The organism is Nostoc sp. (assembly GCF_036917515.1).
Taxonomy (GTDB): domain Bacteria; phylum Cyanobacteriota; class Cyanobacteriia; order Cyanobacteriales; family Nostocaceae; genus Nostoc.
The window spans coordinates 14126-26214 of the sequence record NZ_JBALDE010000159.1; the positions used below are offsets into that span (position 1 = coordinate 14126).

General features: G+C 39.7%; 9 protein-coding genes and 1 pseudogene. 3 read left to right on the forward strand and 7 right to left on the reverse strand.

Going from position 1 to position 12089, the window contains the following annotated elements:
• Positions 1-907 precede the first annotated feature (907 nt).
• Positions 908-1345: a CAAD domain-containing protein gene (locus V7K89_RS20685; RefSeq protein ID WP_335190391.1), complete on the forward strand. Its 438-nt coding sequence runs from the start codon at positions 908-910 to the stop codon at positions 1343-1345.
• A 195-nt stretch (positions 1346-1540) separates the two neighbouring features.
• Here V7K89_RS20685 and V7K89_RS20690 read toward each other — a convergent pair whose 3' ends face one another.
• Together V7K89_RS20690 and V7K89_RS20695 are read right to left on the reverse strand one after the other, a co-directional pair.
• A complete protein-coding gene (locus tag V7K89_RS20690) occupies positions 1541-2713 on the reverse strand; it encodes an S-layer homology domain-containing protein (protein ID WP_335190393.1) in 1173 nt (390 codons plus the stop codon).
• A 110-nt stretch (positions 2714-2823) separates the two neighbouring features.
• Positions 2824-3563: pseudogene (locus tag V7K89_RS20695) on the reverse strand (Uma2 family endonuclease).
• 424 nt (positions 3564-3987) lie between these two features.
• Here V7K89_RS20695 and V7K89_RS20700 point away from each other — a divergent pair.
• Positions 3988-5346, forward strand: coding sequence for a sensor histidine kinase (locus tag V7K89_RS20700; RefSeq protein WP_335190395.1), 1359 nt, complete (start codon positions 3988-3990; stop codon positions 5344-5346).
• 322 nt (positions 5347-5668) lie between these two features.
• Here V7K89_RS20700 and V7K89_RS20705 read toward each other — a convergent pair whose 3' ends face one another.
• From V7K89_RS20705 to V7K89_RS20725, 5 genes are all read right to left on the reverse strand, one after another.
• Positions 5669-6748 (reverse strand): sensor histidine kinase, encoded by a 1080-nt coding sequence (locus V7K89_RS20705; protein WP_335190398.1) that lies wholly within the window; start codon positions 6746-6748, stop codon positions 5669-5671.
• 7 nt (positions 6749-6755) lie between these two features.
• Positions 6756-7913, reverse strand: a complete 1158-nt coding sequence (locus tag V7K89_RS20710) for an FIST signal transduction protein (protein WP_335190401.1) — start codon at positions 7911-7913, stop codon at positions 6756-6758.
• 248 nt (positions 7914-8161) lie between these two features.
• Positions 8162-8746 (reverse strand): hypothetical protein, encoded by a 585-nt coding sequence (locus tag V7K89_RS20715; protein ID WP_335190403.1) that lies wholly within the window; start codon positions 8744-8746, stop codon positions 8162-8164.
• 120 nt (positions 8747-8866) lie between these two features.
• Positions 8867-10366 carry a glycosyl hydrolase family 57 gene (locus tag V7K89_RS20720; RefSeq protein ID WP_335190405.1) on the reverse strand — a complete coding sequence of 500 codons (1500 nt, stop codon included), beginning with the start codon at positions 10364-10366 and terminating at the stop codon, positions 8867-8869.
• A 73-nt stretch (positions 10367-10439) separates the two neighbouring features.
• Entirely contained in the window at positions 10440-10583 is a 144-nt protein-coding gene (locus V7K89_RS20725) for a hypothetical protein (protein ID WP_335190408.1), read from the reverse strand.
• 265 nt (positions 10584-10848) lie between these two features.
• Between V7K89_RS20725 and V7K89_RS20730 the strand changes: the two genes are divergently transcribed.
• Entirely contained in the window at positions 10849-12087 is a 1239-nt protein-coding gene (locus V7K89_RS20730) for a ScyD/ScyE family protein (protein ID WP_335190410.1), read from the forward strand.
• Positions 12088-12089 lie beyond the last annotated feature (2 nt).

The window sequence follows — 12089 nt, forward strand, 5'->3', positions numbered from 1 at the left end:
TTAAATTATACAAGTAAATTTTATAACACTTTTATAAGTATAATTACTAAGTCTAATAGAAATTCACTTTTTTTAAGATCAACGATATAGTTTCCTGCACTAAAGACCCGTCTGAGAGCCTCTTCTCCTTACCACACTCCTTTCCTAAATATGCGATTGATAGCAAGCAATGAGTTCTTGCAATCACCGACGCCACTACTCTACCTTACTGCTTCTCTATAAAATTAATACAATCAGGAAAAAAACAAAAGGTTTGATACTTGTTGGGGATGGGGCATGGGGCATAGGGGAGCCACTGCGGTCTTCTCCCAAAGGGAGAGGCTAGCGCCAAGGGGTCTCCCCAAGTGGAGCAAGTGGCGTCATTAGATATTGGGCATTGATTATTTCTCCCTCATTCCAGGCGTACATATCATAAAACAGGTTAAAAGTCTAGTCTATGTTAATACACAAAAATTTTTATTACGTATTAAAATCAATACGAATGCCTTAATTGACGACCGCAGCTTAAGATAGCTTTAATATTAGATAAAATCGGCTTCTAGGCTTATATAAATTAGAGGTAGACTGATTTTTGCATGATTTGTACTTAATATTTAGTACGATTATGAGCAAATGACATGGAATGGGATAATCACAACCTGAGGATTCCAGTTGATTCCAAAAATAGAACTCAGGAAGTTGATTATAATACATCCTGCTGCTATCTGAGTTTTATCCTCCTACTGACTGTCTACCTTGTAGTTGATGCAGTATATAGTACGGGTCAATTATGGTTATAGGACACTAAAACCCTTTTGTGTCCTTCACCTAATTGAACTGATGCACAAATGTATTAACGAATCAACAACCCTTTGGTTGTAATTATCCAGATTAGAAAAACTCAACTGTCAAATTTATAGGAGTGAAAATGCCAGAACAAGAATTTACTGAAACCGCATCCAAAGATACTACAGTGGCAGAGATCAACACTCAAACGGGAACCATCACCAAACTTCAGCCTCCTGCACAGTCTCAAGACGAATGGCTAAAATACGGAGAGCAAATTTCTACCTTTTTAGCAACATTACCAGAATATCTGGGAAGCTTCTTTAATCAATATAAGCAACCTTTGGTAACAGTTGGTTTAATTGTAGGATCAATTGTTGGGGTTAAAGTACTCTTGGCAATATTAGATGCTTTGAATGATATCCCCTTGGTAGCACCTACTTTTGAGTTGATCGGTATTGGTTACTCTGCCTGGTTTGTTTACCGCTATTTACTCAAAGCCTCAACCAGGAAAGAGTTAACTAGTGAAATCACCACTCTTAAATCACAAGTTGTTGGTAAACAAATTCCAGAAGCTTAATATCTAATTATCGCTTCTCTACCAAACGCTACGCGTAGCTTTCTCTTGTGTAAAAGTACGCTCTAATTCCAAATCACCGAAGTCTGAACGCCGGAGTCGGCGTTCAGACTTCTCTCAAAATTCCCTACAAAGTTGATTAATACTTCGTATAGAATTCGCTCCTTCTGAATCCTTGGTTGAATTACGAATTAGTAATTATTGTTGAGACGAACCTCTGGTGGGCAATTTACCCTTTGGGTTCGGTTTTGGAGTCTGCAAAAATTCTGAAGATATTTTGGGCGATGCCTGCGGCGGGCTATGCCTACGCACTATATTAGGAGATGTAATTGCCTCCAATTTGCCCCGTTTTACTAAAGCTTGATGAATCATCGCCGCCACTTGTGCCCGACTAGCCACTTTATTGGGATCGAGGACTTGGGGATTTGGATAGTTAACTACTAAGCCATTGGTTGTAGCAGCAGCGATTTTGCCGATAGCATAAGGTGGAATATCTTTAGCATCTTTATAGACACTGATAATCTGATTTGGGGAAGTGGGTGCTTTCAAATTCAACCCACTGACAAGGGCAACTAAAACTTGCACTCGTGAAATATTTTGTTGTGGTTTGAAGGTTTTTTTCGGGTAGCCTTTGAGAAATCCCGCACTGATGGCTTGGTCAATTGCTGGAGTTGCCCAGAATTTTGTTGGTACATCTTGAAATGCGATCGCAGTCTTAGACGGTTCTTGCTCAAAGGCTTTTTGCAGGATAGCAGCAAATTCAGCACGGTTTACAGGCTGATTTGGTCTAAAAGAGTAATCAGGAAACCCTTTGAGAATCCCACGGGCAGAAAGAACGTCTATAAAACGCCGACTCCAAAAGTTATTGGGTACATCGTTAAATGCAATTGGCGGTGGAATGATTGATTTTGGTTTTGCCGGAGTTACTAAAGGCAACGCTGATGATTTAATTGATGACTCAAGTTCTGTTGGAGAGGATACAGGTGTTTGTGGTTGTGGGGATTGAGTTGGAATTACCAGAATAGATGGTAACACTGAGCGGTAAGGAGTTGCGCTGTTAGTTGGGAATGAACGTGTCGTGGGTTCAACAACAGCTTCAGGTGGAAAAGAGGGCAAAACGTTGTTGGGGACTGTATAAGGTTTTACCTTGGCAGTAGGAGAGGGCAATACTTGATTTGGTTGAACACTAGGAGACGGAGTGGAGGAAGGCAACAGCAGCCCGTTTAAGTTCCAACTAGAATCCCTGCGAGACAATGACCAAAAAAGAATCGCTCCGATAGTGGCGAAGGCAACCAGAATGGCTATAAATTCATCAAAGCCAAGGGCAGTTTTTTGAGATGACTCCGGTTCGGAAGGAGGTCTATTTGTCATCGTGATTACCCTGGTAGCAGTAAAAATTTGTGTCTAAACAAATTAAGCCACAGATGACTCTTTTACACCAGCCCTTTTTTAATTCGTAATTCGTAATTTGTAGTACGGTATTAGGTTTTTGATTCAACGCCAAGCGAGCGCAATTGGGTAGCTAAACCATCAGCTCTTTGGGATTGTTGTTCTGCTCTTTCATCGCCATTCAACAACAAATTACCTTGTAAATCCCACCAAGCCAGGGTAATTCCACATTCTGATATTCTCCCTGCCATAAACCTAATTCAACACCCAAAGAAACTATAGGATAATGTCCTCGTTCATTTGCTGGTAAAATCTGATACTGTCCTTCAATCAGATGATAAACTTCTAGACTGGCTTTACTCGCCCATAAATCCCATAGAAGGGAGGACGAATCACCTGCTCATAAATCCAAAATTTCCCCTTCCAAGGAGTTTTATCCCGTTCTTCACTACCGTCTCCAGAGACAAATTCTAAGACAATCAATGGGGCAATAAATTCTCGCCACAACACATAAGAATGTCGCGTTTGTCCATTGAGCAAAAACGGTACATTCGGTACATAAAACCAATCTGGTGCTTCTGCACCTTTTTCAGGAGGATCGGTCAAGCGCCAATAAATACCTAAATCCTGCCCTATACAGTATTCACCTTCAGGATTTAATTGCTTGAGGATGGGTGTAATAGAGTCAGTTAGTAAGATGCTGTGGGGATGCTCTTGCCAATTTTTGCCTTCAGCACGCTCCGCGAACACAAACGTACCATCGGACTCAGGAAGCTGGGTATGATGCGGGGAAAGGAGTCAGAGCGTCGGGTGGATTGGTTACAGAGGTCATAACGCTACCTTTGCACTCTTGGTAAAGGTTATTTTTAGTTTAGCTTGCGATCGCTTTCTCAATATTCTCCACCCAGATTATAAATTGCACGCTAATTACTTGCAGTCGCCTGAGAAAGATTTTTAGTTTGATAGACCACTAGTTTTATTAGATACCTAAACTAAAACCGGATTTTAAGGGTGGCAGAATGTAAAATATTAACTTATCGTACATTCAAGGGTTTAAGACCCCTCTCTTACAAAGTTCTGATGCCTACGGCGGGCTGTGCCAACGGAGGAAACCTCCGCTCAGACTTTGCGCTGCGTTTACACGTAGCATATTTTGAGTCGGTGTTTAAATCCCTGACTCAAAATGTCTTGAATGTGTGAATTTTGAATTTTGAATTGTTAATCTTTACCTGTCTTTGAAAAAATCAGGGTGTCTAGTGCCAGAAGAATTTAGTTGCCAAATCTCACCGCCATTTTTGTCTGAGGGTAGCGATCGCGATCTTGGTTTAGATTCAACCCTCGAAGAACTACCAATGTATAACTTCTCGGTGGAAATCAGCCACACCGGGATGGAAGTGGCTAGTTTTTTGGAAAAATACCCCCTATTACCAGGAGTAATTTTGGTAGAACAGGGACAGTTCATTGGGATGATTTCGCGGCGGCGACTACTGGAATTTTTGATTCGTCCATTTGGACAAGAGTTGTTTGTTCAGCAACCATTAGCTGTTCTCTACAGCTACGTGCGGACACCGATGTTGCTGGTTGCTGATACAACATCGATTTTAATAACAATGCAACTTAGCTTAAAGCGATCGCCTGAATTATTGGCAGAACCAATTGTTGTACAAACGGAATCTGGTGCTTATAGATTGTTAGATGTCCAAGAATTAAATATTATTTCTTGGCAAATTCGAGGGATCGACAATTTGATCCGTTATGAACGCAGTCAAGCTCAAATGATTCAAAATGATAAAATGGCAAATTTGGGACGTTTAGTAGACGGCGTAGCCCACGAAATTTTAGACCCAGTGGGTTTTATTTGGGGTAATATAACTTATGTTTCAAACTACAGTCAAGATTTACTCAAACTCATAGCGGCTTACGAACAAGAGTTATCATCAGTTTCTCCGGCAATTAATCAGATTAAAGAAGAAATTGAATTTGATTTTTTAGAACAAGATTTGTCGCGATCGCTTGCTAGTATTCGCACGGGAGCAGAAAGATTAAAAAAACTCGTTACTAGCTTGCAAAACTTCTGTCATATTGATGAACTTTATCCCAAGCCAGTAGATTTACACGCCTGTATAGATAGTATTATTTTACTAATTAATAGCCGTCTTCAAGGAGAAATTGAAATTGTTAAATATTATGGTCAATTACCTCCGGTTTATTGTTTCATGGGGCAATTAAACCAGGTTTTGATGAATATTTTAAGCGAAGTTGTGGATACTTTACTCAATGAAGGAGTGCGGCAGCAGTTACATTTAGAAGAGACAAAGACTGTTCAAAAATCTCGAATTGAGATTACCACAGAAGTTATTTCGCAAGAAGCAAGCAGCCCAGATGCACCAGATTCTCGATGGATCTTAATTCGCATTGCTGACAATGGTCTGGGAATATCTCAAGAATTGCAACAGCAAATTATGGAGTCTTTTTCTCTGGAAGCAAAGAATGGAAAAAATACTAGTTTAGCAGTAAGTTACCGAATTATCACCGTCAAACATGGCGGAAAATTAAATTTTCATTCACAGATTGGTATAGGTACAAAATTTGAAATTTTATTACCTTTAGTTTGATTTATTCAGAATTCAGAATACCCATGTTAACAATTCAAAATTCAAAATTTAAAATTAAAAATTCAAGGCATTTTGAGTTGGGGATTTAAGAGGTTGTTTGAAAAGTATTTCACTGTGATTTTAGGCACTTTTAGATCCCCCCTAACCCCTTTAAAATGGTGGGAACCGGAATCAAAGTCTCCCTTTATAAAGGGGATTTATGGGGCACTTAAAATTTTTTATACCGAGAATACAACTTTTCAAACATCCTCTAAACCCTGACTCAAAATATGCTGCATGTATGGTTGGGGTCTTAAACCCTTGAACGTACGATAACGTTGCGTTAGATTATTAAACAAAATTTCTGCTGGATAGGAATTTGAACCACAAACTCCGTTCCCTTTCCAGGCGTGGAAAAAAATTCTAACTTGCCGCCATGTTTTTTGGTGATGATTTGATAGCTGATAGCCATTCCCATTCCTGTTCCCTTACCAACAGGTTTGGTTGTGAAGAAGGGATCGAAAATCTGTTTTTGAATCGATTCGGGAATCCCAGAGCCATTGTCTGCGATCGCAATTTTTACCCATTCCGAATCAACGACAGAGGTACGAATCGCGATCCAACTGGGATGATCCCGGATTTCTTGATAAGTTCGTTTGGTATTAAGTTCTTCAAGGGCATCGACAGCATTTACTAGAATATTCATAAATACCTGGTTTAGCTGTCCAGCGTAGCATTCTACATTGGATAAATTGCCGTAGTCTTTGATAATCTGAATCTCTGGACTTTTGTCAGTGGCTTTGATGCGGTGCTGCAAAATCATCAAAGTATTGTCGATGCCTTCATGAATATCTACTGCTTTGAACTCACTTTCATCTAGGCGCGAGAAGTTACGTAGTGACAGTACAATATTTCGGATACGCTCCGTCCCAATATTCATTGAGTCCAATACCATAATCGCATCTTTTTTTAGAAAGTCTAAATCGATGGTTTCGCTTTCGGTTTGAATTTCAGCAGGTGGGTTGGGGAAGTAACGGTGATAAAGCTCGACCAGTCGTAGTAAATCATAGGTATATTGCTTTATATGGCTGAGGTTTCCGTAAATAAAGCTAACAGGATTGTTGATTTCATGAGCAATGCCTGCCACCATTTGACCCAGGGCAGACATCTTTTCGCTTTGAATCATTTGAGCTTGCATTTTATACAAGCTATCTAACGTATTTTCTAATTCTTGGCTTCTGTGCTGCAAGTTTGTGCGAGAGTCTTCTAACTCACAAATGACTTTCTTCAATAAAAATTCCTTTGTACCAATGTCAGTTTCTAGCTGATGGCGTTCAGCTTCGCAGCGTTCTAGCTTTTTTTGCAAGATACGGTTTTTCTTTTCCAACTCTTGAATCTGTATGGAATAGTCTTGGTTATCCATACACTACTTATTTTGTTCCCATTAGTAGTGTGACAAACGTTTTATTATGAAATTGCGTTTGACCTTTGCTCATCAAAGGAGCAATTTCACCATAAGCGTAGAAACCACAGCAAGGCAAAGCCTCTGGTAAATGAGTTTTCACAAGCTGATACTCAAGTCTTGCCAGAGTTCCTAGAATTCGCCGCCGAGCTGCACAGGAAATAAGTAACGCTGCTGTTGGCTCCACACCGGGATAATTCGCAAGAGCATTTTTTAGGGATGCCTCAGAAGCTGACAGAATATTGTCACGAGTTGCATCGGTAATTTGCACAACTGCCTGTTCCGGAATATCAGAGAAGAAGGTAACGCTACCAGATTGTTGATCGTAACCATTGGGTGCCCGCATATAAAAATGGTCTTGATCGTCAAAAACCGCCAGAGCATGAATCGCAAAGTTGGCGGCAAATCGTTCTTCACCAAGATAGTGCTGATAGAAATCTAAGGCACGCTGTCCATCAATTTCATAGACTACGTTGCCATTAACTTTAGTTACACGGCTACGTTGACTGATAGGAGTCCAACCACTAGCAACTCCGTGGGAAAATAGTAGTTGTCCAGAGAACAGCAGCACTGGCACTGAATCACTTAAGACTTCACCCTGAAAGAATTGGTAGGTTTTATCAAAGGTATAGTCATCGGCAGCCATACCCCCAATGATCGGAACATCCTCTCCCAAGCATTGTTTTAAACCATCTAAAATCAAGACCCCATTGCTCGTCAGGCTATCAGGAAAGGTGAGGCACAATTGTGGCAAGGAGGCACTCTTTGCCTTTGCTTGGGCGATCGCTTCTTGGGCTGCAAGGGCTGGATTTTTGGATGCTCCTCGTCCAATACCTGAGTGAATTTCGACTTCATCACTAGCAAACAGCATTAAAGTTAGAGAATCTTGCTGAAACTCCAGAATTGAGGAGATTTCTCCATTTGTAGTTCCACCAATCAACTCAATTCCGGGGAAAGTATCTTGGATGCGTTGCAAAATTAACGCATGGTCAAAGTCTATAGCAGTGAATAAAAGTCCAGCTTGAGGAATTGCTCCAGCAAGGGAGCGGCTACATTCTTGAAGAACTTCAGCGATCGCATTTTGAGAATCAGGATCGTCACTATGACCAACAACAACTCGAAACACAACTACCTCATTGTAAGTTTAAAGACCAGGTAGATTATCCAATTGGGATCTCAATACCCAGCAACCTACATTTAGACTTCCCACTTACTTGAACTAAATTTCAATTCACCTGACTTTTTATCGAAACAGAATTCAGATTCACTAAGAGGCGGCAGTCCCAACGACGGGCATTCCCAGTTGGAGACTAGTAACGAGGTAAAATCAGTATGAAATCGTGTTGAAGTTATTCTTTTATAAGTTTAAGATACTTAGATAGTATTTAAGTTTTCCCACTCATCTAAAGAAACTTCAAACTCTCTATTAACTTCTTCCATAGCTAACTTTTCTGTCTCAAAATAGCCAATTTCTGTAATTTCTCCGGTTTGGGATACATCGAAACGGTAAAAGCCAAAATCTGTTGTATATTGCACAATTCTAATTTCTTTAGGTGGATCTAAATCTTTGTATATTCCATCTATAGATATACGTCGATATATAGCTCCAGTAGATTTATGGTTTGGATTTAAGAAAACACGATACTTGAGTACAGGAAACCTTTGCTTGAATAATTCAAGGAGTTCAAAGAATACATCACATGCCTTTGCTTCGTCTCCAACTTCTCGGAGAATAATATTTTTCCATCCTGCTGTTGATTCGTACCATTTATAATATCGAGCTACCCAGTCGTGGAACTGGCTAAAGGGAGGATTCTCTTCTTCAATTAAGATCCCATTTTCCTCCATAGCAAAAAAATAGCCACCAATAAAGCCACTTAATGCAGTTAAGGAACGCTGTCCTAAAAACATTTGTGGTCTTGGTCTCATCATTTCTAAAGTCTCATAAAGATTTTTCATTTATATTGCCTATTTAGAAAACAATATACTTAATTTAGTGATATTTTCCCCTGCAATATACCTTAGCCCCACTTTTAAAAAAGTAGGGCTGTTTCATTCTCTCACCTAAGTTCTTTATTATTAAAATATCGTTTTTAGCAAACTTTCGCCACTTTGGTAAATTTCCCGTGCATAGTCAGTCCAAGAACCTTGTCCCCAATAACGAAAACAACTAGTTTGCAACAAAAGATTATATAGAAGAACGTTACGATATTGAGATTGTCTAGTAATCGGTTCTGCTGAGTTAGTTTGCAGTAATGGATCAATCTTTTGATGAAATAAACTGCTTAATTGATACATAGGAGACAACACATTTTCATATCCTTTTATCCAACTGATATGATTTGTCCACGAAGCTCCATCCAGATGAAAATTAGAGTTTGTTTGCTTTAATTCTTGAATAGCATTCTCTACAGCTTGCGGTTGAATATTATCTGGTGAAACTCGCTCCCAAATTTGATGTTGTCCAACTGGCTGACAAGTTGGATAATCTTCAATTTTACATCCAGCAGCTTCGATTAATTCTAAATATTCTGTACCACACATCCCAACTACACCTGATTTTCCTCCCCCATTATTTACCATATCCCACCAAGCTTGTTTAAAAGCGCTAGGAAATTCATTCATCATCACGCCGCCATTTTCGCCATCGCCAATTTGGCTAACTATTGGTGGTACAAATACACTGCCAATTTGTTGTTTAGATAATGTTTTTGCTTCGTAATAAGGCTGCATCTGACCAACTAATTTCGTATCGGAACCTTGGGTTTTAATTAAAGCTGTGATGCTAATTGTTTCACCTTGAGAATTCCGGGCAATCAGACGATGTGGTAAATGTTTATGAGTAAGAGATTGACCAGTAAGAGTTTCTACAGAATGTTCTTGAACAAGTAACCAGCGATATCCACATTCTTTCAGGGCTTTCACAAATTCAAAAAGAGCATCTGGGTGATTTGGTAGGTGCATTTCTGGGGGCGAAAATCCTTTGACTCGCGCTAGTGCTTCCCAACCAAAAATTGCCGCAAAGTGATGTTGCCATGCAACTATCTGTAATTTAATATCTGCTATGGGTGTGGAAGGAATAACTGCATGACTCCACATCGTACCCAGCCACTCTACATAAGGTTGGTAGGTTGGGTCGCAAGTGATACGTTTAAGATTATCCAGAACATCACCGCGTCCCATTTGCCGCAGTCCCCACAGAAGATTACCAGAGTAATCCAACATCACACGCGGATTGCAACCTTGATTTACAAGTTCGGGGATCATGTCACCCATGCGGCTGTAACAATAGGCAAAGGGATCTGCATTGTGGTTATCTCCTTCATGGGGATGTTCAAACATATATTGCAGATTGCTGATCAGTGTACCGCCATTCCCAGCTGGTATAGTTGGCTGGTGCATGTGTAAGGCGATCGCAAACACAGCATTTACGTCTTCTAAGCGGATATTCGTGGTTGGTAAAAATACTGCTTGATCGTGGTTAACTACAGAGAGAACCTCTGTTTCCCAACCAGAAATATTCGGCAAGCCATCAATGATTTCGGGCAAAGGAGTCAGGGTTGTGGGGAAGGAAAGCATTTCTGATTGCTCCGAAACAAGGTATGTCTAATTATGCGATCCCACAGCAATTTCTGATCTACAACTTTATGTATTAATGTAAACTGCGATCGCCTTGTAGTCCTGCAATATCTGTGTAATTCAACAGTTGAGATATCCCACCTAGATAAAAAATGTTGAATTTTGTTGCTATAGGCGTACATTTGTACACCACTACAGATAATTCATTATGTTGCAAAAATTTTGGAAAATGGTATGATACAACTCGAAATTAACAAATTCAGATTTCATCTAAGTAAGTTGGCATCATAAAACTAAATTATATAAACAAAGATAAACGAGGCTATAACCTTCTCCTGTGCCTCCTGCCTTATCCCAACGACAAATTTTTAGGTTTGAATCTGTTGCCCGATTTGAGAAGATTGGTATAAATATTAACTAATTAAAAAATTATCAAACTTCTCTATCTTTATTTATGCAAATTTAATTTTAGGACGGGTCTAATGAAACTAAAACAATTTGGAATTACATTTTTGAGTGTTTGTATTGCTACTTTTTCAGGAATAAAAGCAGCAGAAGCAGCATCATTTTCAGTAATTGCCAACGATCTTAATAGTCCACGGGGTCTAGCTTTTGCTCCTGATGGAAGTCTCTACGTCACAGAAGCAGGAACAGGCGGAAGTGGAGCTTGTGTTCCTTCACCGAGTGCCGCAGGTCAATCTTTATGTTATGGCACAACTGGTGCTGTGACAAAAATTGCAAATGGTACGCAAGAACGTGTACTTACAGGACTTCCTTCTTTAGCATTACCAGATGGTACTGATACTGCTGGGCCTCATGATATCAAATTTGATGCTACTGGCAAGCCTTATATTGCAGTTGGGTATGCTTCTGATCCCACATTTCGGGCCACATTAGGTAACACTGACTTAGGAAAAATCATTACTGCTAATTTCAATACAAATTCCTGGACTAGTGTTGCTGATTTAGCTAATTATGAACTTGCAAATAATCCTGATGGAGGCGATCTAATTAGTAATCCCTTCTCTCTTCTTTTAGATGGAAATAATATTGTTGCAGTTGATACGGGTGCCAATGAGTTACTCAGTGTAGGGACTGATGGAAGTAATTTGAAAGCGATCGCCACAATTCCCCGGCAGACATTAACTAATCCAATTTTTCCCACTGGTGCATCGTCATCGCCATTTGAAATCCAAGCAGTACCTACAAATATCGTCAAAGGCCCAGATGGCGCTTATTATATTAGTCAATTAACTGGTTTTCCTTTTCCAGAAGGTGAAGCAAAAATCTACCGAGTTGGTGCTGATGGTAAACCAACAATTTATACTGATGGTTTTACCCAACTTACTGACTTAGATTTTGATAGTCAGGGTAATTTATATGCTTTGCAATACGCTAATCAGTCACTCTGGAAAGGTAATCTAGATGGTTCTGTAATTAAAATAGCCAGGGATGGGACTCGCACAACTATTCTTAGTGGCAGTGGATTAGAGTCTCCTACTGCTTTAACTATTGGTGCTGATGATGCTATTTATGTGACAAACCGAGGCGATGGTCCAGGACAAGGACAAGTTATCAAAATTGAGAATTCCAAGTCTGTTCCTGAATCTACTTCTACTTTCAGCTTATTAGCTTTTCTTGGCACTGTGAGCCTTACTTTTTTGCATAAAGGTAAAGCTAAAAAACTGAAGGTTTCGGAGAAGTTTGTTCAGGAGTGTTGAGT

Bases quoted from the DNA above. Each gene is read 5' to 3' on its own strand.
- V7K89_RS20720 (WP_335190405.1), bottom strand. From the start codon at position 10,366: ATGCTTTCCTTCCCCACAACCCTGACTCCTTTGCCCGAAATCATTGAT.
- V7K89_RS20685 (WP_335190391.1), top strand. From the start codon at position 908: ATGCCAGAACAAGAATTTACTGAAACCGCATCCAAAGATACTACAGTG.
- V7K89_RS20715 (WP_335190403.1), bottom strand. From the start codon at position 8,746: ATGAAAAATCTTTATGAGACTTTAGAAATGATGAGACCAAGACCACAA.
- V7K89_RS20730 (WP_335190410.1), top strand. From the start codon at position 10,849: ATGAAACTAAAACAATTTGGAATTACATTTTTGAGTGTTTGTATTGCT.
- V7K89_RS20690 (WP_335190393.1), bottom strand. From the start codon at position 2,713: ATGACAAATAGACCTCCTTCCGAACCGGAGTCATCTCAAAAAACTGCC.
- V7K89_RS20705 (WP_335190398.1), bottom strand. From the start codon at position 6,748: ATGGATAACCAAGACTATTCCATACAGATTCAAGAGTTGGAAAAGAAA.